General features: G+C 65.9%; 20 protein-coding genes. 15 read left to right on the top strand and 5 right to left on the bottom strand.

Annotation, left to right across the window (positions count from 1 at the left end; genetic code table 11):
- The first annotated feature begins 64 nt into the window (after window positions 1-64).
- Entirely contained in the window at window positions 65-634 is a 570-nt protein-coding gene (locus XCSCFBP4642_RS0106905) for a type 1 glutamine amidotransferase family protein (protein ID WP_029219168.1), read from the top strand.
- A 200-nt stretch (window positions 635-834) separates the two neighbouring features.
- Here the strand turns inward: XCSCFBP4642_RS0106905 and msrA are convergent, their stop codons facing one another.
- On the bottom strand, window positions 835-1485 hold the full coding sequence (msrA, locus tag XCSCFBP4642_RS0106900; protein WP_029219167.1) for a peptide-methionine (S)-S-oxide reductase MsrA: 651 nt from the start codon (window positions 1483-1485) through the stop codon (window positions 835-837).
- A 96-nt stretch (window positions 1486-1581) separates the two neighbouring features.
- Window positions 1582-2097: an SgcJ/EcaC family oxidoreductase gene (locus XCSCFBP4642_RS0106895; RefSeq protein WP_029219166.1), complete on the bottom strand. Its 516-nt coding sequence runs from the start codon at window positions 2095-2097 to the stop codon at window positions 1582-1584.
- A 125-nt stretch (window positions 2098-2222) separates the two neighbouring features.
- Here XCSCFBP4642_RS0106895 and XCSCFBP4642_RS0106890 point away from each other — a divergent pair, with 125 nt between their 5' ends.
- From XCSCFBP4642_RS0106890 to XCSCFBP4642_RS0106880, 3 genes are read left to right on the top strand one after another with little or no spacing between them, the layout of a single operon-like run.
- A complete protein-coding gene (locus XCSCFBP4642_RS0106890) occupies window positions 2223-2930 on the top strand; it encodes a helix-turn-helix transcriptional regulator (RefSeq protein WP_029219165.1) in 708 nt (235 codons plus the stop codon).
- Complete coding sequence (locus tag XCSCFBP4642_RS0106885; RefSeq protein WP_029219164.1) at window positions 2927-4837, top strand: ATP-binding protein; 1911 nt, start codon at window positions 2927-2929, stop codon at window positions 4835-4837. The genes XCSCFBP4642_RS0106890 and XCSCFBP4642_RS0106885 overlap by 4 nt, the downstream gene beginning before the upstream one ends.
- Entirely contained in the window at window positions 4834-5298 is a 465-nt protein-coding gene (locus XCSCFBP4642_RS0106880; protein WP_029219163.1) for a response regulator, read from the top strand. Before XCSCFBP4642_RS0106885 ends, XCSCFBP4642_RS0106880 begins: the two co-directional genes overlap by 4 nt.
- Window positions 5299-5557: 259 nt before the next feature.
- Here the strand turns inward: XCSCFBP4642_RS0106880 and XCSCFBP4642_RS0106875 are convergent, their stop codons facing one another.
- Both XCSCFBP4642_RS0106875 and XCSCFBP4642_RS0106870 read right to left on the bottom strand, forming a co-directional pair.
- A complete protein-coding gene (locus XCSCFBP4642_RS0106875; RefSeq protein WP_029219162.1) occupies window positions 5558-5788 on the bottom strand; it encodes a putative signal transducing protein in 231 nt (76 codons plus the stop codon).
- Window position 5789: 1 nt separating this feature from the next.
- A complete protein-coding gene (locus XCSCFBP4642_RS0106870) occupies window positions 5790-6431 on the bottom strand; it encodes a glutathione S-transferase family protein (RefSeq protein ID WP_029219161.1) in 642 nt (213 codons plus the stop codon).
- Window positions 6432-6710: 279 nt separating this feature from the next.
- Between XCSCFBP4642_RS0106870 and XCSCFBP4642_RS0106865 the strand changes: the two genes are divergently transcribed.
- From XCSCFBP4642_RS0106865 to rlmM, 5 genes are all read left to right on the top strand, one after another.
- Entirely contained in the window at window positions 6711-8450 is a 1740-nt protein-coding gene (locus XCSCFBP4642_RS0106865; protein WP_029219160.1) for a glutamine--tRNA ligase/YqeY domain fusion protein, read from the top strand.
- A gap of 515 nt (window positions 8451-8965) precedes the next feature.
- Window positions 8966-9895, top strand: a complete 930-nt coding sequence (locus XCSCFBP4642_RS0106855) for a DMT family transporter (RefSeq protein WP_029219159.1) — start codon at window positions 8966-8968, stop codon at window positions 9893-9895.
- A gap of 573 nt (window positions 9896-10468) precedes the next feature.
- Window positions 10469-10807, top strand: coding sequence for a hypothetical protein (locus XCSCFBP4642_RS0106850; protein WP_029219158.1), 339 nt, complete (start codon window positions 10469-10471; stop codon window positions 10805-10807).
- 199 nt (window positions 10808-11006) lie between these two features.
- Window positions 11007-11567: a nucleoside deaminase gene (locus XCSCFBP4642_RS0106845; RefSeq protein ID WP_029219157.1), complete on the top strand. Its 561-nt coding sequence runs from the start codon at window positions 11007-11009 to the stop codon at window positions 11565-11567.
- A 21-nt stretch (window positions 11568-11588) separates the two neighbouring features.
- Window positions 11589-12632, top strand: coding sequence for a 23S rRNA (cytidine(2498)-2'-O)-methyltransferase RlmM (gene rlmM, locus XCSCFBP4642_RS0106840; protein WP_029219156.1), 1044 nt, complete (start codon window positions 11589-11591; stop codon window positions 12630-12632).
- Between the two features lie 129 nt (window positions 12633-12761).
- Here rlmM and XCSCFBP4642_RS0106835 read toward each other — a convergent pair whose 3' ends face one another.
- Window positions 12762-13871, bottom strand: coding sequence for a Gfo/Idh/MocA family protein (locus XCSCFBP4642_RS0106835; protein WP_029219155.1), 1110 nt, complete (start codon window positions 13869-13871; stop codon window positions 12762-12764).
- A gap of 264 nt (window positions 13872-14135) precedes the next feature.
- Here XCSCFBP4642_RS0106835 and XCSCFBP4642_RS0106830 point away from each other — a divergent pair, with 264 nt between their 5' ends.
- The 6 genes from XCSCFBP4642_RS0106830 to XCSCFBP4642_RS0106805 all read left to right on the top strand — a co-directional run bounded on the left by XCSCFBP4642_RS0106830 (window position 14136) and on the right by XCSCFBP4642_RS0106805 (window position 19448).
- Entirely contained in the window at window positions 14136-15041 is a 906-nt protein-coding gene (locus tag XCSCFBP4642_RS0106830) for an SMP-30/gluconolactonase/LRE family protein (protein WP_029219154.1), read from the top strand.
- Between the two features lie 81 nt (window positions 15042-15122).
- Entirely contained in the window at window positions 15123-15845 is a 723-nt protein-coding gene (locus XCSCFBP4642_RS0106825) for a hypothetical protein (RefSeq protein ID WP_029219153.1), read from the top strand.
- A gap of 166 nt (window positions 15846-16011) precedes the next feature.
- The gene (locus XCSCFBP4642_RS0106820; protein ID WP_029219152.1) at window positions 16012-16407 is read left to right on the top strand and encodes an EF-hand domain-containing protein; all 396 of its coding nucleotides are present in this window, start codon (window positions 16012-16014) and stop codon (window positions 16405-16407) included.
- Between the two features lie 144 nt (window positions 16408-16551).
- Window positions 16552-17025: a MarR family winged helix-turn-helix transcriptional regulator gene (locus XCSCFBP4642_RS0106815; RefSeq protein WP_029219151.1), complete on the top strand. Its 474-nt coding sequence runs from the start codon at window positions 16552-16554 to the stop codon at window positions 17023-17025.
- A gap of 34 nt (window positions 17026-17059) precedes the next feature.
- Entirely contained in the window at window positions 17060-17887 is an 828-nt protein-coding gene (locus tag XCSCFBP4642_RS0106810) for a p-hydroxycinnamoyl CoA hydratase/lyase (RefSeq protein WP_029219150.1), read from the top strand.
- Window positions 17888-17969: 82 nt separating this feature from the next.
- Window positions 17970-19448, top strand: a complete 1479-nt coding sequence (locus tag XCSCFBP4642_RS0106805; RefSeq protein ID WP_029219149.1) for an aldehyde dehydrogenase — start codon at window positions 17970-17972, stop codon at window positions 19446-19448.
- Window positions 19449-19547: the final 99 nt, after the last annotated feature.

The raw sequence follows: 19547 nt of genomic DNA, 5'->3' as shown, positions 1-19547 counted from the left end.
CTTGCTTACAATCGCCACGCGCGCAGTGCCTAGAATCCGGAGACCTCAACTGGCGTAGCGGACAATGGCAAACATTGCAGTGGTGATGGTCGACGGCGTGGCCGACTGGGAAATCGGCGTGGTGCTGCCGGCAGCGCGCGAGTGGTTCGGCGACCAGGTGGCCATTGCCAGCATCGACGGGCAGCCGGTGCAGTCCATCGGCGGGCTGCGTATCACGCCAGAATTCGCACTCTCGGATCTTGCGCCGCTGGAGGCGGACCTGTGGATCCTGCCCGGCAGCGAACGTTGGCAGGCCGGCGAAATCCCGGGCCTGAGCGGATTGCTGGTTGAACGCGTGAGGCAGCAGCGCCCGGTCGCAGCGATCTGCGGCGCCACCATCGCATTGGCTTACGCCGGGCTGCTCGACGACCGCGCCCACACCAGCAATTCACTGGCCTTTCTGCAGGAAAACGTGGTGCCATACGCAGGCGCCCACCAGTTCCGGCACGAAAAAGTCGTGACCGCCGACAGCACGATCACTGCACCCGGCACCAGCCCGGTGGGATTTGCACTGGCCTGCATGCGTCTGCTGCACCCCGAACGCACCGATACGCTTGCACAGCTGCGTGGCATGTTTGCCGGCGAATTCGTCTGATGCAGCCGGTGTAATCGGCCGCGCCACGTGACATTCATGCAAAAAAGATGGCCACGTCGTCTCCGACGTAGCCATTCAAGTTGCCTGGCATGCACTCCCATGCGCTGCCCGATCGTGATAACGCTGCCGGTCACTATTGGCCATCGGCGCGCTGCCACGATCACGTGGTTGGCAGCGTTTCAATCCGGCCCGCCTTTCCGTCAGGCATCCAGCCCGATCGGGCAGCTCACTCCCGTTCCGCCAAGCCCGCAATACCCATTGGGATGCTTGGCGAGGTATTGCTGGTGATCGTCTTCTGCGTAGTAGAACGTAGGTGCCGGGAAACGGATCTCCGTGGTGATGGCGCCATACGCTGCCGCAGTCAGCTGCTGCTGGTAGGCATCGCGGCTGGCAAGGGCCGCGTCGTATTGCTCCTGCGTGGTGCAGTAGATGGCCGAGCGGTATTGCGTGCCGACGTCGTTACCCTGCTGCATGCCCTGGGTGGGGTCGTGGCTTTCCCAGAACGTACGCAGCAACTGCGCAAACGGCACCGACGCTTCGTCGTACACCACCAGCACCGCTTCGGTATGCCCGGTCTGCCCGGAACACACTTCGCCATAGGTGGCATTGGGCGTCTCGCCCCCGGCATACCCCACTGCCGTGGTGTACACCCCTGGCACGCTCCAGAACTTGCGTTCTGCGCCCCAGAAGCAACCGAGCCCGAACTGCACCTGGGCCAGGCCAGTGAAGTCACCGCGCAACGGATGCCCATGGATCAGGTGCATGTTGTGCAGCGGTAGCGCTTGCTCGCGTCCTGGCAGTGCTTCACCCGGACGTGGCATGCGTTGTTTGAAAGCGCCGATTCCCAGCATGGTGCAACTCCGCAATCGTGAGGATTGCCTGCTGGATGGCGCCGGCCGGAGCGGCTTTCAAGCCTGCCCGGCCAGCGCGTGGCACCGGCGCGGTCCTTACTTGGTCTTGGCGACCGCCGCGCGCGTATCCACTTCCGGCATCGCCGAGCTGTGGTGATTGATGATCAGCCACTTGCCGTCGCGCTTTTCGTACACGAAGGTGTAGCGTGCCTGCACGTTGCTCTTCTTGCCGTCCTTGTCGGTCAGCGTGAAGGTGTACACGCCCGCATCCACCGCGCTGTCGTCATCGAGCACGCGCACGGTGCGGTAATTGACCACTCCCTGTGGCTTCTTGGTCAAAAACATCTCGAAATACTTTTCGATCTGCTCGCGTGACGCGCGCACCTCGTTGGAGACCGTCGGCAGCAGCACGCCATCGGGCGCGTACAGGTCGGCCACCTTGTGCGGATTACCTGATGCCAGTGCCGCATTCCAGGTATCGAACAGCGCAGCGACCTCGCGCTCTTCGCCGCCGGCCGGCAACTTGGCCTTGTCGGTGTAGTGCATCACGCCGCCCGCCAGGGCCGGGGCGGCAGCCAGAGCCAGAACCAGGGAAGACAGTGTGCGACGCATGGGGAATCTCCGTGTGGGCTGTTGGGGGTGCCTCAGAGGGCGAGCCCAGTATCGAAACCAAACGACCCCAACAATTCTGCAGTCTGGCATATACTCAAATATGCTGATCGGCCTAGAGCGACCCTATGGAAAGCCCCATCAATGCTGGCGATTGGCGCCAGGCGCTTCGACGCGATGCCTCCGATAGCGCCCGTTGGCAGGCGCTCTGGGAAGCCACAGTGGCGCTGCGCCAGGCGCACACCCCCGAACAGGCCTGCGATGCGGTGCTCGGTCGCGTGCTGCTGTTGCTGGGCCTGGAGCATGGCGCGGTGCTGGCGCAGCGCGGGCCGCGCACACAGGTGATCGCCAGCCGCGGGCTTGCCCTGCCACCCGGCGCCAGCGCCGCCGGCGACAGTCACGAAGCCAGCTGGCTGATGCCGCCGCGCCCGGCCGACATCCGCGAAGCCAAGGTGCCGATCCACGCGCTCGGCAGCACCCTGGGCATGGTCTGCGTGGCATGGAACGATGGCCGCCCCGCCCCTGGCAATGATGATGGGCAGGCACTGCAGGCCTTCGCGTTGCTGCTGCCGGCGATGGTGGCCGAGCCGGCCAGGCCGGTCGCCACGCGCCGACGCAAAGTGCTGCAGGACGACCGCCTCAATGCGCTGAGCAAGCGCGAAAAACAGGTGCTGTCATTGCTTCCGCGCGGGCTTACCAATGCCGGCCTTGCAGCTGAACTGGGGATTTCTCCCGGCACGGTGAAAGTGCACGTGGAGCGCATCCTGCAGAAACTTGAGGTAAAAGATCGCACCCAGGCCGCGGTGTACGCGGTGCAAGCCGGACTCGCGCTATGACTGCAATGGCGGTGCGTTGGAACGATTGGCCGATCACCCGCAAGAGCCTGGCGGTGGTCACCCTGCCGCTGCTGTTGCTGGCGGTCGCGCTGATGGCGATCTACAGCGTGGAGCGGCAGAACATCGCCGCCGAAAACGATGTGCGCCAGACCCTGGAAGTGCTGAGCGACCTGTACGAAGCGCACGCGCTGCTGGCGGAAACCGCGGCCGGCGTGCGTGGGTACCGGCTGGTGCGCCGCGATGAATTCCTGACACCGTATCGCTATGCCGAACCACGCCTGCAGCCGGTGGCCGATCGGCTTTCGCAACGCATCACCGACCCGGTGCAGGCGCAGCGCTTTGCGCGTATCAAACCGTTGTTCGCCGAGAAAATGCAGGGCTGGCGTCGTCTGCTGGCGCCAGACCTCAGCCGCGAGGAAGAGATCCGGCAGCTGTGGGACGGCAAATACAAGCTCGACATCCTGCGCGCGGAACTGCGCGAACTACGCGATTACGAAACGGCACAGTTGCAGGTGCGCACTGCCAAGGCGCAAGGCCTGCGGCAGCGCAATCTGATCATCACCCTGAGCGCGGCCATGCTCGGCGGTCTGGGCGCGGTCTTTGCGGTGGCCTGGTTCGCTTCGGCGCTGTCCGGGCGCCTGCGCACGCTGGCCGCCAATGCCGATCGGCTCGGCGAAGGCCTGCCGCTGGCCCCCCAGCCCCGCGCGGGCGACGAACTGGGCCAGGTCGGGCAGCGCCTGGCGCAGGCCAGCGAACTGCTGGCCGCACGCGCCGCCGAAGCGCAGCTGGCACGGCGCGAAGCGGAAACCGCCAACCGCGCAAAGACCGAATTCCTCTCACGCAGCAGCCACGAACTACGCACCCCGCTCAATGCGATCCTGGGCTATGCGCAGGTGCTGGACATGGATCTGCCCGACCCCGGGCACCGCCGCCATCTGCAGCACATCCTGGGCGCCGGCCGGCATCTGCTCGGATTGATCACCGAGCTGCTGGACATCGCACGTATCGAGGCCGACCAGCTGGATCTGAGCCCGGAGCCGGTTCCGGTGGACGCGGCGGTGCACGAAGCGCTGGCCCTGATCGCACCGGATGCCGAGAAGCATGGCATCCGCCTGCAGCCGCCAGCCGTCGAAGGCGCGTGGACAGTCCGCGCCGACGCCCAGCGGCTGCGTCAGGTGCTGCTCAACCTGTTGTCCAATGCCGTCAAGTTCAATTGCCCCGGCGGCCACGTGCAGGTGAGTGCGCAGGCGGACGGCGAGCAGGTGCGCATCACCGTGGCCGATCAGGGCCAGGGGCTGACGCCGCCGCAGATCCAGCGCCTATTCACGCCATTCGAGCGGCTGGGCGCCGAGCGTTCGGCGGTGGAAGGCACCGGCCTGGGCCTGGCGTTGAGCAAGAAGCTGATCGAGGCGATGGGCGGGCAGATCGGCGTGGACAGCCACCGCGATGGTGCGCGCTTCTGGATCTCGCTGCCACAGGGCGAACCGCAGCGCGGCGAACCGGCGCGCACGCTGTTGCCGCCCAGTACCAGCGGCAGCGGCGTGTGCCGCTTGCTGAGCATCGAAGACAACCCGTCCAACCAGGCCCTGATCCGCACGCTCACCGAGCGCCGCCCGCAATGGCAACTGCTGGAGGCGGCCAGCCTGGCGCAGGCGCGCGAGCTGCTGCAGCACGGCCTGCCGGACCTGATCCTGCTGGACCTGCACCTGAGCGACGGCAACGGCGAGGAGCTGTTGCGCGAATTGCAGGCGCAACCGGCCACGGTGCAGCTGCCGGTGGTGGTGATCAGCGCCGATGCCACCAGCGCCACGCTGGCGCGCGTCGGCAACCAGGGCGTGCGCGCCTACCTGACCAAACCGCTCGACGTGGCGGAATTCTTCACCGTACTCGACAGGTTGCTGGCATGACACGCGACGATATCCTCCGCTCCCGCATCCTCATCGTCGATGACGAGCCGGCCAATGTGCGGCTGCTGGAGGACCTGCTGCAACGCGAAGGCTTCCAGCAGGTCATCGCCACCACCGATCCGCAGCGGGTGATGGGCCTGGTGTCGGCCTTCGCGCCGGATCTGATCCTGCTAGACCTGAAGATGCCGGAGCTGGACGGCTATGCGCTGCTGGAACAACTGGCGCGGCTGTCCGACCCGGAGCATTTTTTGCCGGTGATCGTGCTCACCGCCGACCCCAGCCGCAGCGCACGTCATCGCGCCCTGGGCCTGGGCGCCAAGGACTTTTTGACCAAGCCGCTGGATACCTTCGAGGTGGCGCTGCGGGTGTGGAACGTGGCCGAAACCACGGTGCTGTTCAAACGCCTGCGCGCACTGGCCGCACCGGAGGCCGCGCTACCTGGATGGCGTCAGCCGGAATGATGCGCGCACATCGTAGATGCGGGAGCCGATCTACGATACAAGCTCGAAGCTTCAGGAGCGCATGGACTTGCCGCATCTGCTCCGATGATCAGTCGGAAGACATACCGCTGTTCGGCGGCCATGTCCAGATACAAGGAGCGCACCCGGGCGCGACCGGAGCTGTGCCGATAACTCCAGCGCAGGAACGCACCTGGGCGCGACGTGGCGTTATCGGCACAGCCTCGTCGCGCCCGGGTGCGCTCCTACGACTGGCGCTGCGCTACAGCGCACGGGACACCTCGCCGCACAGGCCGATCTGGGCCAGCACCGCCTGTGCCTGACCCAGATGGATGTCGGCCACGCAGACCTGCAGCACGCCGAAGGCAGGCAACTCGCCGGCGCCGCCCAGCAGCGATTCGCCGAACACGAAGGCGGTGATGCCGGCATCTTCCAGTGCGTGTTTGGCCAAATGCGCATCGATGATGTGGCTGGCGCGATAGGCGATCTGCATCTCAGCCGCGCCCCGCGCGTTCGCGCTCTGCCCCATGGCGCCACTCGCGCAGCACCGGCAACGCATCCAGCGCGGCCAGATAGTCGCCGGCCGCTTCGAACAGCGGCACGCCATAACTGGCAAAGCGCAGCGCCACCGGCGCGTACATCGCATCGACGATGCCGAATTCCCCGCACAGGAAACTTCCCGCATGACCATGCTCGGCGCGCAGGCTGGCCCACAGCGTCTGGATGCGGGTGATGTCGCGCTCGGCCGCGGCATCCCATTGCGCCGGGCCTGACGGGCGGGCGAGATTCATCGGCAACTGGCTGCGCAAGGCGGCAAAGCCCGCATGCATTTCGGCTGCGGCCGCACGCGCTTGTGCGCGTACCGCCAGATCGGCCGGCCAGCCGCGCCCGTCGAGCCAACGCTCGTTGGCGTATTCGCAGATCGCCAGCGAGTCCCACACGGGCAGCGCGTCGTCCCACAACACCGGCACCTTGCCGGTGGGCGAGTAACCGACGATACGCGCCTGGAAGTCGGGCGTATCCAGCGGCAGGCAGACTTCCTCGAATGGAATCCTGAAATGCCGCAACAGCAACCACGGCCGTAACGACCAGGAAGACAGGGTCTTGTCGCCGATCAGCAGGCGGGGCAATGGCATGCGGGGCGTGCTCCTGACGGGGTCGGCGCAGCGTACGCGGGGCGGTCGGCTGCCGCCAGCACCGCCAGACCGGCCACTCCCGCATATCGCCCTCGTGCGACGAGGCAGGCGGCGGCGCGCAACCGCGCGCGGATCCCTGCAACGGCAGGATCTCCGGCCCCACTGGAGATGCCCGCGGCTCGCCAGGTCACGCCTCTGCCGCTCCGACCCGGGCCAGCCGCCTACCCCTAACCGGTGCCACCGCCTAAACTTGCGGTTTACTTATTGCCGATGCCCCGCATGTCCGAGATTCCAGCCACCGACGCCACCGCCCCGGCGGAGAAGAAAGACTTCATCCGCCAGATCGTTCGCGAGGACCTGGCCAGCGGCAAGCACACGGTCATCCGCACCCGCTTTCCGCCCGAGCCCAACGGCTACCTGCACATCGGCCATGCCAAGGCGATCTGCCTGGACTTCGGCCTGGCGGCCGAATTCGGCGGGCTGTGCAACCTGCGCCTGGACGACACCAACCCGGCCAAGGAAGACCCCGAGTTCGTGGTCGCCATCCAGGACGACGTGCACTGGCTGGGCTACGACTGGGCGCAGCTGCGCCATGCCTCGGACTACTTCGAGGTCTACTATCTGGCTGCAGAAAAACTGATCCGCGACGGCCATGCCTTTGTCTGCGACCTCTCCGCCGAGCAGGTGCGCGAGTACCGCGGCACGCTTACCGAGCCGGGCCGCAACTCGCCGTACCGCGAGCGCAGCGTGGACGAAAACCTGGACCTGTTCCAGCGCATGCGCGCGGGCCAATTCCCCGATGGCGCACGCACCCTGCGCGCCAAGATCGACATGGCCAGCGGCAACATCAACCTGCGCGACCCGGCGCTGTACCGCATCAAGCATGTGGAGCACCAGAACACCGGCAACGCCTGGCCGATCTACCCGATGTACGACTTCGCGCATTCGCTGGGCGATGCGGTGGAAGGCATCACCCACTCGTTGTGCACACTGGAATTCGAAGACCATCGCCCGTTGTACGACTGGTGCGTGGACAAGGTGGACCTGGCCGGTCATCCGGAACTGCTGCAGCCGCTGCTGGACAAGGGCCTGCCGCGCGAAGCCGCCAAGCCGCGTCAGATCGAGTTTTCGCGCCTCAACATCAACTACACGGTGATGAGCAAGCGCAAGCTCACCGCGCTGGTGGAAGAACAGCTGGTGGACGGTTGGGACGACCCGCGCATGTACACGCTGCAGGGCCTGCGCCGCCGCGGCTATACGCCGGCGGCGATGCGGCTGTTCGTGGACCGCGTGGGCATCAGCAAGCAGAACTCGATGATCGATTTCTCGGTGCTGGAAGGCTGCCTGCGCGAGGATCTGGACGCCGCCGCGCCGCGCCGCATGGCGGTGATCGAGCCGCTCAAGCTGGTGCTGACCAACCTGCCGGACGGCCACACCGAGACGCTGCAGTTTTCCAATCACCCCAAGGACGAGAGCTTCGGCACGCGCGAGGTGCCGTTTGCACGCGAGCTGTGGATCGAGCGCGAAGATTTCGCCGAAGTTCCGCCCAAGGGCTGGAAGCGTCTGGTGCCCGGTGGCGAGATCCGTCTGCGCGGCGCCGGCATTGCACGCGTGGATGAGGTGATCAAGGACGCGGACGGCGAGATCGTCGAACTGCGCGGCTGGCTGGATCCGGAATCGCGCCCGGGCATGGAGGGCGCCAACCGCAAGGTCAAGGGCACCATCCATTGGGTCAGCGCCGCGCATGCGGTGGAAGCGGAAATCCGCCTCTACGACCGCCTGTTTTCGGTGGAAAAGCCCGACGACGAATCCGAAGGCAAGACCTACCGCGATTATCTCAACCCCGAGTCCAAGCGCAGCGTGCGCGGCTATGTGGAGCCGTCTGCCGCGCAGGCTGCGCCGGAGCAGGCGTTCCAGTTCGAGCGTACCGGGTATTTTGTCGCCGACCGCCGCGACCATGGCGCGGCCACACCGGTGTTCAACCGCAGCGTGACCTTGCGCGACACCTGGGCCAAGTAACGCCCGCGGATGCACAGGCCGCGTCCACGGTACGGTGTGGCGTCGTCCGTTCGTGCAACGTTTCGATTGCGCAGGGTGGCTTGCCACCCGCGTGCGCATACACCCGCCATCGATGCGATGGCTAATGGGTAATGGCTAATGGCTGCCTGTCAGCGGATGGTGGTTTCTGCGCGGCATAAGTGCTGTCCTCCGGCGTCTTATTGCACGCTCTCAACGATCGATGGCCACGCATGGCTGACAGAACGCAGCCGGCAGTTCCCACGCACGGGTGGACGAGACAGAGCGGCCGTGGCCTTCATGCGCTACCTGTCACTTCCGAGCAGCTCGCGCTGCGTCGATCCGGCAGGTGCGCAGTCATTTCGATGCTGGCGTCACATTCCAGCCCACCTGCGCCGCATTGAGCGCCCTGCCTCGCTGGTTGTTGCAGCCTCGGCACTGCATGTCCACACACAACGCCTTGCTCATCCCGCTGCCGCATTGCACGCTGCCGGGCACGACAGACAAGGAAACGCGCGATGCGTGAACGTTTGACAATGGGCGTCGCCTGCGGCATCGGCGCGGGCGCGCTGTGGGGGCTGGTATTTTTGGCACCGCAACTCTTGTCCGCATTCACGCCGATGCAGCTGGCGGTAGCGCGCTACCTGTCCTACGGCGTGGTGGCCGCACTGGTCCTGGCACCACGTGCGCGCCTCACCGCCGCCCGCCTGGGCCGCGCCGAGTGGTGGGCGCTGGTGCGCCTGAGCCTGATGGGCAATCTGATCTATTACGTGCTGCTGGGCAGCGCCGTGCAGTGGGCCGGCAGCGCTGCCACTGCGCTGATCATCGGCCTGTTGCCTGTGGTGGTGACCGTGATCGGCACGCGCGCAGCGGGCGCGGTGCAACTGCGGCGGCTCGCCGCACCATGCGTGCTCTGCGTCATCGGTGTGGCGTTGGTCGCGCTGGACACCGTGCACGACGACTCCGGACAGCAGGCTGGCGATCGTCTCACCCGCATTGCAGGGCTGCTATGCGCCGTGGGTGCCTTGGTCTCGTGGTCGGCGTACTCGATCGCCAATGCGCGATGGTTGCGGCGCCGCCCCGATCTCTCCGGTGGCGACTGGTCGCTGCTGACCGGCGTGGTGACCGGTGCGCTGGCAGCACTGCTGGCGCCTGCGGCACTGCTCGGCAGCGCCCCCCATGCACCGATCGACTGGGCCGGCTTCTGGGGTATTTCGCTGTTGCTGGGCATCCTCGCCTCGGTCATCGGCAATGCGCTATGGAACCGCGCGAGCCGCGTGCTGCCACTGACCCTGGTGGGGCAGATGATCGTCTTCGAGACGGTGTTCGCGCTGATCTATGGATTTGCCTGGGAAATGCGACTCCCCACGCCACTGGAACTTGCGGCGATCGGCTGTCTGCTGATCGGCGTGCTGTGGTGCGCAGCACTGCATGCGGAAGCGAACTGACGCCGACCACTGGCGTGCCATCACCCCTAGATTGCAGTCTGCATCCGATGGAATGCCGTCATGTGCCTCCCACCACCGGGTCCGCGCACCCTGTATGGCGCAGTCGTTTCGCTCTCGATCGGTCTGTCGGCCTGCTCGCCGCCACCGCAGGACGTGCAAGCAGTACTCCGGCCGCGGCGTTGTGCCTGTTCACTGCCCACACGCCCGACGATGCGCTGCCCACCGAGCAACGCGATGAGAACATGCAGCAGCTAACGCTCGCCAGCCTTTGTGGCGCCGAGCTGTCCGGACACCGTTGAGTGGATGATCGAACAGGCCGCAAGCACCCATCACCGCGGCGTCGGTCCGTCACCCGTATGCGATGGCAACCTGCGATGCGCATCTCTCGCAGCACCACATTCGCCCCTGCATCGACGGGCCCAGCGCGCTCAATCTCCAGGCTGCACTCTGGCGCTGCGCGGCCGTCTTGGCCTGACCGCATCGGATTGGGCGACGCACCTGCACGCCGCGCTGCCACATGCACCGCATCCTGGGCTTACCATGTCCTTCACCTGTCGTGATCGGAGCAACCGCATGTCCCGTGCCTTGTCCTGGTATCTGAGCAGTCTGTTGTTGATGGCGTCCGTTTTTCTGATCGGCTGCGTAACCGCACCGCCAACCGAGGCGGCCACACCGCCGCCGGCAACCGCCAAGCCCATCACCGTCGTCACTACCTGCAAGGTCGACGCCGATTGCGCGGTGAAGAACGTCGGCAACTGTTGCGGGGCCTATCCGGCCTGCGTCAACGTCAGCAGCCCAACCGATCCGAAAGGCGTGATGGCGCAGTGCCAATCCAGCGGCATGATGAGTGTCTGCGGTTTCCGCGAGATCAGCGCCTGCCAGTGCGTGTCCGGCCAATGCGCGGCAAAGTAGATCCTGCATCATCAGACGGCCACGCGCGCCGGGCTGCGCGCCTGCGCGCGACGCGCCGCCACGACGCTGGCTGAGCACGCCGGACGCCCGCCGGTGCCAGCAGCCGCATTCAGAACCGCCCGCGGCGGCGTTTTGCGCGCCGCGTCCGGGCCGATACACTGCGCCGCTTGGCTTCTTCTCCGCTACCGGTCGTCCAGTGATGCTTTACGCGCAAGTCCACCTCACCCTGCCCGCCTGGATCCATGATTTCGTGGATGCCAGCCGCGCCTATCCCGGCGACAACGACAAGGTGGCGCTGGCCATCGCGCTGTCGCGGATGAATGTGGAAGCCCGCAGTGGCGGTCCGTTCGGCGCGGTGGTGTTCGGCCCGGATCATCGCATCATCGCCGCGGCAGTGAACCGGGTGGTGCCGCAGACCACCTCGCTGGCGCATGCCGAGAACATGGCCTACATGCTGGCGCAGCAACGCCTGCAGACACCGCGCCTGAACGACGTGCTGTCGCCAATCACGCTGGCTACCTCGGCGCAGCCATGCTGCCAGTGCTATGGCGCCACGGTGTGGGCTGGCATCGACCGTCTGCTGATCGGCGCCCGCGCCGAAGACGTGATGGCACTGACCGAATTCGACGAAGGCCCGCTGCCCACCGACTGGGTGGGCGAACTGACCCGCCGTGGCATCGAGGTGGTGCGCGATGTGCAGCGCGAGCAGGCCTGTGCGGTGCTGCGCAGCTACGGCGAGGGCGGCGGTGATCATTATTGACCGCGCACTGCGAGCGCCGCGATGAGCGGGCTGCTCTGCTATTGCCGCCAGGGCTTCGAGCCTGAGCTGGCGGCCGAACTGAGCGCGCGCGCGGCATTTGTCGGCATTGCCGGCTATGCGCGCACCCAACGCAACGACGGCTATGTGCTGTTCGTCTGCGACAACGCCGCGCATCTGGCCGCCAGGCTGCAGTGGCGCGAGCTGATCTTTGCCCGCCAGAAACTGGTCGTGCTTGCCGAACTCAAGGGCATCGATCCCAAGGACCGCATCACACCGATCCTGGCCGCGCTGGACGGGCAGCCGCGCTTTGGCGACCTGTGGGTGGAACATCCGGATTCGGATGCCGGCAAGCCGCTAGCGGGGCTGGCGCGCAGCTTCGGCAACGCGCTGCGTCCGGCACTGCGCAAGGCCGGCCTGTTGACCGACAAGCCGCAGGCGCGCCTGCCGCGCCTGCATGTGTGCTTTCTCGATGGCGACCACGCGCTGCTGGCAGTGGCCGATGCCGACGACAGCGCCCCGTGGCCCCTGGGGATTCCCCGCCTGAAACTGCTGCCCGAAGCGCCGTCGCGCTCGGCGCTCAAGCTCGACGAAGCCCTGCTGACCCTGCTCACACCCGAAGAACGCGAGCGCCTGGTCAAACCCGGCATGCGGGCCGCCGATCTGGGCGCCGCCCCCGGCGGCTGGACCTGGGTGCTGACGCGCCAGCATGTGCATGTCACCAGCGTGGACAACGGCCCGTTGCGCGAGCATGTGCTGGCCACCGGTCTGGTCGAACACCTGCGTGCGGACGGCTTTCATTGGAGGCCGGCGCAACCGCTGGACTGGATGGTCTGCGACATGGTGGAGCAACCGCGCCGCGTTGCCGAGCGCATGGCCGCCTGGGTGCGCGAAGGCTGGTGCCGCCACACCATCTTCAATCTCAAGCTGCCGATGAAAAAACGCTGGGACGAAACGCGTCTATGCCTGGACCTGTTCGAACAGCAGGCGGAGAAATCGCTGACCGTACGTGCCAAGCAGCTGTACCACGATCGGGAAGAGATCACGGTGCTGGCGATGCGGGAGTGAGGCTGGGAATCGGGAATCGGGAATCGTAAAAGCGATTGGTCGGCTCGACTGTATGTGCTACCGTCGATCTGTCTGTTGCCGCTATGTGCTGCCATGCCCGGCGGCACTTGGCCGCCGGAACCGGTTTGCTTACAGCACGATGCGTTTGCTGCCTTCCCGCGCGGAGCGGTAGATCGCGTCGACAATGCGGATGTCGCGCAGGCCTTCTTCGCCCGGCGCGCGCAGCGGTGTGCCATGCATGATCGCCAGCGCGTTCTCGTCCATCTGCAGCGCCTGCTGGTGCGGCACCTTGGCGTCGAACACGCGGCCATCGCTGGCCTTGCCGGTCACGCCCTGGTAACTCTGGAACGGCGACAGCTCGTACCAGCCACGTTCGCACTCGGCGCGCAGTACATTCATGTTGGCACCGAAGCTGGTCTTGCACTGCGCACGCACCGCATCGGGGAATTCCAGCGTGAAATCCATATGCTCGTCCACTTCATCGAACAGCTCGGGACGGTCGGTCCAGCGCTTGGCGGTCACCGCCAGCGGCTCGGCGCCCACGGTGTAACGCGCAGCATTGAGCGGATAAACGCCCATGTCGTACATCGCGCCACCACCGAACTGCGAGCGCAACCGCCATGGGCGGTCGGCCTTGGCGGTGCCTTGATAGCCGTTGTACCCCGCCTCGGCGCGTACGCGCTGCATCGCGCCGAACGGCTTTTCGCTGGCCATCGCGATCAACCGGCGCGTATTGGGCTCGTGCTGCATGCGATAGCCGATCGCCAACGCCACCTTGTTGCGCTTGCAGGCCGCAATCATCGCCTCGCATTCGCCGGCATGCATGGCCATGGGCTTCTCGCACCACACGTGCTTGCCGGCCGCCGCCGCACGCAATGCCAGTGGCGCATGCAGATGGGTGGGGGTGACGATGTACACCACATCGATATCGTCGTTGTCGGCAATGCGATCGAAGTTGTCGTAGGTGTAGACGTTGCGATCGGCAATGCCGTACTTGGACTGCCACTGCGCAATCTTGGACGGCGTGCCGGTCACAATGCCCGCCAGCTTGCAATGCTTGGTCAGGGCCAGGCCCGGTGCAAGTTGTTCGCTGGCATAACTGCCCAGGCCTGCCAGCGCGACGTTGAGCGGCTTTCCAGGCTTTTTCTTCGGCAGCGCCCATGCGGGTGCACCGAGCAGGATGCCTGCACCACCGAAGGCGGCAAGCAGGCGGCGACGCGTCAAGGATTCCACGGACATGCAAACCTCCTTCAAGTAAGAGTGGCGACCAGCGCGCGCAGGCGGCATCAGACCGGCGTAACGCATGTCGCGAGGTGCGCGTGACAGGGACACGTATCGGAAGCGCCACGCCGACCAACGCTGCCGATCGCCAATTGCTCCAGTCCACCCCTGCCGCGCTGCTTCAACACTGCCCGCGCACCTTACTTGATCGCGCGTGATCACCGCCATGGCCGCTGCGCACGTTCTGGCACACTGCTGGCGATCCCATCCGGAGCATGCCGCATGACCGCCGTCACCCGCCTTCGTTTCCTGCCGCTGGCCTTGCTGTTGTCCAGTTCGCTCGCCATCGCTGCCGACACGCCATTCGTCGCGCGCGACCTGATCGGCGATGGCGCCTTCACCCACAATGCCGAAGGTCCCGCCTTCGGTCCGGATGGCGCGCTCTATGCCGTCAACCTGGGCAAGGACGGCACCATCGCACGCATCGCGCTGCACGCCGATGGCAGGGCGAAGGCCGACGTCTTCGTGACCCTGCCGGCGGGCAGCACCGGCAATGGCATCCGCTTCCGCGACGGGGTGATGTACGTGGCCGACTACACCGGTCACGCATTACTGCGGGTGGATCTGCAGACGCGCGCGGTCAGTACCTTCGCTTCGCTGCCCGAGGCCGATGGCCCCAACGATCTGGCGCTTGCGCCCGATGGCAGTTTCTACGCCAGCGATCCGAACTGGAAGGACAACAGCGGGCGCCTGTGGCACATCAGCCGCACCGGCGTGGTGCGTTTGCTGGAAGCCGGCATGACCACACCCAACGGGCTGGATGTCAGCCCCGACGGCAAGCATCTGTACGTCAATGAAAGCATGTCGCGCAAGGTGTGGGTCTACGACCGCCAGGACGACGGCAGCCTGCGCAACAAGCGCCTGCTGATCAGCTTCCCGGACTTCGGCATGGATGGCATGCGTTGCGATGCCGACGGCAATCTCTACATCGCCCGTTACGACGCCGGGCAGATCGCCGTGGTGTCGCCGGCCGGCAAGTTGCTGCGCACCATCGCGCTGAAAGGCCGCAAGGCCAGCAACGTCGCCTTCGGCGGCACCGATGGCAAGCAGGTGGTGGTGACGTTGCAGGATCGTGGCGCAGTTGAAACGTTCAGATCCGATCGCCCGGGGCGCGAAACCGGACGCTGAAACTGCTGTGCGCGTCGCATCGGTTCTCAGGCCGCGCAACAGCGTCCTGGCATCCTGCAGGTCACCAGTGGAGGACTCCCCATGCAACCGATCGAACTCAAGGACGCAGCCGCCTTCGGCAGCGAATTCCTGCGACTGACCCTGTTGCAGGGGTTCCAGTCGTTGACCAAGCGTGACCTGGAATTGCTGATCTTCGTGCTGCTGGAACGCGATGGCGCCATTTCGCGCAACAGCTCCAACGCCGCGATCGCGCTGCAGCTGCGTGTGACCTCGGCCAAGGTCAAGGCACTGCGTCGCGACGGCTACGCACGTTGGCGCGCACTGGTGCCCGAAAAGGGCGATGCGGCCATGCAGCGCATCGTGGCCAACGTGCTTACCGAAGACAATCTGCGCTCCGGTGCCAAGCACATCAGCGAGCGCAGCCGCAAGGGGGGGTTTCTGGCCGTGCGCATCGAACACCCGGACGACGCGCAGCAGTTCGAGCAGGCCATTCTCGATGTCGGCGCGCTGCCGGTCTACGAGCGCAATCGCGAAGTGGTCGCGGTGCGTTTCGACACGCTGCTGAAAGTCGCCGAGCGCTGGGGCTATCTGCAGCCGGATCCACAGGCCACCGTGCGCGAGCTGCAAAAACTCACCCCCATCGCAGAAGAAGTGGCGGACCTGTTGAAGAAGGACATCGCGCAGGTGCGTTGGGAAGACGTACGGCGCGCGCTCAACAGCCTTGGCGCCAAGGCCGTGGCCAGCACTGCCGAGGGCGGCCTGAAGGGATTGCTCAAGATCGTGTTTCCGTTTATCCCCGGCTGAGCCGCTGTCCTGGATGCGGCGTGCGACGGTGCGGTGCGGCCATGGGTTCCGGTTGCCGATGCCGCATCGCGCACGCTGCACCGACGTCAGCCCGAGCGCACGTTGCACACCTCAGGACGCCCGACAGCCTCTATGCTTGCGGGCTGTTCCACATCAGGGGGATCTGATGACCACCGTTCGTACCGTTTCGTTTTCCGTATTGCTGCTGCTCGGCGGCCACGCGCACGCGCAACAGGCGCCGACGCCAGCCAGCAGCATGCCGCTGATCGACGTACCCGATGTCATTCGCACCCAGCCGCTGTCCAACGGCGAGGTCACCCATCAGGCCCAGCTGGAGCGCCCGCGCGGCGAGTCCAGCGTGATCGTGCGCTCGATCCAGCCCAACAGCGTGGTCGGCAGCTACCGCATCGACTTCCAGGCCATGGATACCGACGGCGACGGCAGCATCAGTCGCGCCGAGGCACAGGCCAACCCGGCACTGGCCGATGAATTCGACGCGCTCGATACCCGCCACAGCGGCTACCTCAGCCGCGAGCAGCTGGCCGGCTGGCTGATCCAGTGACCACGCCGTAAACCGCAGGCGGCACGCGCCCGCCAACACTATTACGCGGGCGCGCACCAGTTTTGCGCTTTGACGACGGCACCTCTTGCAGCGCCAGCTTCGGTCGGCTAGATTGTATTTTACGGATACAATTTGGATGAATCGATGAGCGCTCGCCTGGCCCTTGCCGCAGACCTTGGCTATCAATTGCAACTGGCGACCCTGGCATCCAGCCATGCCGCGCGCCAGGAACTTGCCGAACTGCATCTGACCCCGGCGCGCGTCACCGCCTTGATCCACATCCGCGACCAGCCCGGCTGCGACCAGACCGAACTGGGCAACCGCCTGCTGGTCAATCGCGCTGCCGGCATGAAGATCGCCAACGCACTGGCCGAGCAAGGCCTGATCGAGCGCCTGGCCGGCCGCGACCGACGCAGCAAGGGTTTGTACCTCACCCCGCTTGGCGAGCGCACGCTCGCCACCGCCCAGGGCTGTCTGGCGCGGGCGGTCGCGCGCGCCTGCACCGGCCTGCAGGCCAGCGAGCAGCAGACCTTGCTGCGCCTGCTCTGCAAGTTGAACGCCAGCGCCACGTTGGAACGGGCAAACGTACCGGACGCCGCGCTCGCCGAAGAACTGTGATTTCCACTCCGTACCGACTCGAAGGAGACGCCGCTTGAACGAGCATGACGTGGTATCGGTTCGCATCGAAAACCGCATCGCCTGGGTGAAGTTCGCACGCCCCGACAAGCGCAATGCAATGAGCCCGGCGCTCAACCGCCGCATGATGGACGTGCTGGACGAACTGGAATTCGATGACAACGTGGGCGTGCTGGTGCTGGGTGGCGAAGGCACGGCGTGGTCGGCCGGCATGGACCTGAAGGAGTACTTCCGCGAGACAGAAGCGCAGGGCCTGCGTGGCGTGCGCCGCTCGCAGCGCGAATCCTACGGCTGGTTCCGTCGCCTGCGCTGGTATCAGAAACCCACCATCGCGATGGTCAACGGCTGGTGTTTCGGTGGCGGATTCGGGCCGTTGTTCGCCTGCGACCTGGCCATTGCCGCCGATGAGGCGCAGTTTGGCCTGTCGGAGATCAACTGGGGCATCCTGCCTGGCGGTGGCGTGACCAAGGTGGCGGTGGAATTGCTGTCCATGCGCGATGCGATGTGGATGACGCTGACCGGCGAAATAGTCGACGGCAAGAAGGCCGCTCAATGGCGTCTGGTCAACGAAAGCGTGCCGCTGGAGCGACTGGAAACACGCACCCGCGAAGTGGCCGAGCTGCTCCTGCGCAAGAATCCAGTGGCGCTGAAGTACGCCAAGGATGCCGTGCGCCGCGTGAGCACCATGACCTACGACGAGGCCGAGGATTACCTGGTGCGTATGCAGGAAGCGGCCAATTCTTTCGACAACAACGCGCGCAAGGAAGGCATCCGTCAATTCATCAACGAGAAAAGCTACAAGCCCGGCCTGGGCGAATACGACCTGACCAAACACAGCGCCTGAGTCTTTTCGCCGCGCCCGGAGCGATGCGTGCACCCCACGCACCGCTGGCGCTGCCAGTGGTTTTCTGCACCGAGGAGGGAGTATGGAAGCCTTATCCGCTACGCTGCGCGGGATTGCCGCACGTGGACCCAATGGCCTGTTCATCGATGGCCGGTGGCGCGCCAGCAACGGTGATCGCGTTGTCGATGTGATCGCCCCACATACCGAAGAGCGCCTGCTGCGCTACACCGAGCCGTCGCCAGCAGATGTCGAGGCTGCCGTGGCTGCCGTGGCTGCCGCGCATCATGCCTTCGATAGCGGCCCCTGGCCGCAGCTGTCGCCTGCCGAGCGCGGAGCCGTGCTCAAACGCATCGCCGAGCAGCTGCGCGCACGCCTGCCGGAGCTGGCCGAGGCCTGGACCGGCCAGGTCGGCGCCACCATCGGTTTCAGTCGTCGCGCCTCGCAGCAGGCCCCAGGCCTGTTCGACTACTACGGCGATCTGATCGCCAGCCACCCGTTCGTCGAATCGCGTGCACGCGCCAACGGCGGTCTGGTGCATGTGGTGCAGGAGCCGGTGGGCGTGGTTGCGGCGATCACCCCCTGGAATGCACCGCTGGTGCTGCTGTGCTACAAGGTTGCCGCAGCGCTGGCCGCCGGCTGCACGGTGGTGGCCAAGCCCTCGCCGGAAACGCCGATCGATGCCTATATCCTGGCCGAGTGCATCAGTGCCGCAGGCGTACCCGATGGCGTGTTCAACCTGCTGCCGGGCGGTCGCGACGTCGGCGAACAGCTGATCCGTCACCCGCTGGTGGACAAGGTCAGCTTTACCGGGTCCACCCAGGCAGGACGGCAGATCGGCGTTGCCTGCGCGCAGCGCCTGGCGCGGTGTGGCCTGGAACTGGGCGGCAAGTCGGCTGCCATCGTGCTCGAGGACGCCGATCTCGCCAAGGTGTTGCCCAGCCTGGTGCCCTACTCGATGCCGATCACCGGCCAGGTGTGTTTTTCGCTGACCCGTGTATTGGTGCCGGTGCAGCGCCGCGACGAGATCCTGCAAGCGTATTGCGCGGCCCTGGGAGCGCTCAAACTCGGCGATCCGTTCGCTGCCGACACCGGCGTGGGGCCGCTGGCATTGGGCAGGCAACTGGAGCGCGTGCAGTCCTATATCGCCAAGGGCAGCGCCGAAGGCGCACGCCTGGTCGTGGGCGGCGGCCGTCCGGCGCACCTGCCACGTGGCTTCTTCATCGAACCGACGGTATTTGCCGACGTCACACCGGACATGACCATCGCCCGCGAAGAAATCTTCGGCCCGGTGGTGAGCTTCATCGACTATCACGATGAAGCCGACCTGCTCGCCAAGGCCAATGCCAGCGACTACGGCCTACATGGCACCGTCTATGGCGAAGATATCGACCGCCCGTATCGCATTGCGCGTCGCGTACGCAGCGGCAGCCATTCGATCAACGGCATGTGGGTGGATATCGACATGCCGTTCGGCGGATTCAAGCACTCGGGAATCGGCCGCGAAGGCGGCGTCGAAGGGCTGCATGCGTTTCTCGAAACCAAGACCGTCTATCTCAGCTAGCCTGCTGCAGATCGACCGCGCTGCCGGCGCGTGCACGCAAGTTCGATGCGAAGCATTGCGATGTGCAGCGCGCCGGTCTGGATCTGCTGCCGAGCGACT

Source organism: Xanthomonas cassavae CFBP 4642, assembly GCF_000454545.1.
Taxonomy (GTDB): domain Bacteria; phylum Pseudomonadota; class Gammaproteobacteria; order Xanthomonadales; family Xanthomonadaceae; genus Xanthomonas; species Xanthomonas cassavae.
The sequence above is the reverse complement of the archived record's forward strand: the minus strand, read 5'-3'. Positions and strand labels throughout refer to the sequence as shown.

What these genes read in the sequence shown, in the direction of transcription:
- XCSCFBP4642_RS0106905 (WP_029219168.1), top strand. Translation starts at nt 65, where the DNA reads ATGGCAAACATTGCAGTGGTGATGGTCGACGGCGTGGCCGACTGGGAA.
- msrA (WP_029219167.1), bottom strand. Translation starts at nt 1,485, where the DNA reads ATGCTGGGAATCGGCGCTTTCAAACAACGCATGCCACGTCCGGGTGAA.
- XCSCFBP4642_RS0106895 (WP_029219166.1), bottom strand. Translation starts at nt 2,097, where the DNA reads ATGCGTCGCACACTGTCTTCCCTGGTTCTGGCTCTGGCTGCCGCCCCG.
- XCSCFBP4642_RS0106890 (WP_029219165.1), top strand. Translation starts at nt 2,223, where the DNA reads ATGGAAAGCCCCATCAATGCTGGCGATTGGCGCCAGGCGCTTCGACGC.
- XCSCFBP4642_RS0106885 (WP_029219164.1), top strand. Translation starts at nt 2,927, where the DNA reads ATGACTGCAATGGCGGTGCGTTGGAACGATTGGCCGATCACCCGCAAG.
- XCSCFBP4642_RS0106880 (WP_029219163.1), top strand. Translation starts at nt 4,834, where the DNA reads ATGACACGCGACGATATCCTCCGCTCCCGCATCCTCATCGTCGATGAC.
- XCSCFBP4642_RS0106875 (WP_029219162.1), bottom strand. Translation starts at nt 5,788, where the DNA reads ATGCAGATCGCCTATCGCGCCAGCCACATCATCGATGCGCATTTGGCC.
- XCSCFBP4642_RS0106870 (WP_029219161.1), bottom strand. Translation starts at nt 6,431, where the DNA reads ATGCCATTGCCCCGCCTGCTGATCGGCGACAAGACCCTGTCTTCCTGG.
- XCSCFBP4642_RS0106865 (WP_029219160.1), top strand. Translation starts at nt 6,711, where the DNA reads ATGTCCGAGATTCCAGCCACCGACGCCACCGCCCCGGCGGAGAAGAAA.
- XCSCFBP4642_RS0106855 (WP_029219159.1), top strand. Translation starts at nt 8,966, where the DNA reads ATGCGTGAACGTTTGACAATGGGCGTCGCCTGCGGCATCGGCGCGGGC.
- XCSCFBP4642_RS0106850 (WP_029219158.1), top strand. Translation starts at nt 10,469, where the DNA reads ATGTCCCGTGCCTTGTCCTGGTATCTGAGCAGTCTGTTGTTGATGGCG.
- XCSCFBP4642_RS0106845 (WP_029219157.1), top strand. Translation starts at nt 11,007, where the DNA reads ATGCTTTACGCGCAAGTCCACCTCACCCTGCCCGCCTGGATCCATGAT.
- rlmM (WP_029219156.1), top strand. Translation starts at nt 11,589, where the DNA reads ATGAGCGGGCTGCTCTGCTATTGCCGCCAGGGCTTCGAGCCTGAGCTG.
- XCSCFBP4642_RS0106835 (WP_029219155.1), bottom strand. Translation starts at nt 13,871, where the DNA reads ATGTCCGTGGAATCCTTGACGCGTCGCCGCCTGCTTGCCGCCTTCGGT.
- XCSCFBP4642_RS0106830 (WP_029219154.1), top strand. Translation starts at nt 14,136, where the DNA reads ATGACCGCCGTCACCCGCCTTCGTTTCCTGCCGCTGGCCTTGCTGTTG.
- XCSCFBP4642_RS0106825 (WP_029219153.1), top strand. Translation starts at nt 15,123, where the DNA reads ATGCAACCGATCGAACTCAAGGACGCAGCCGCCTTCGGCAGCGAATTC.
- XCSCFBP4642_RS0106820 (WP_029219152.1), top strand. Translation starts at nt 16,012, where the DNA reads ATGACCACCGTTCGTACCGTTTCGTTTTCCGTATTGCTGCTGCTCGGC.
- XCSCFBP4642_RS0106815 (WP_029219151.1), top strand. Translation starts at nt 16,552, where the DNA reads ATGAGCGCTCGCCTGGCCCTTGCCGCAGACCTTGGCTATCAATTGCAA.
- XCSCFBP4642_RS0106805 (WP_029219149.1), top strand. Translation starts at nt 17,970, where the DNA reads ATGGAAGCCTTATCCGCTACGCTGCGCGGGATTGCCGCACGTGGACCC.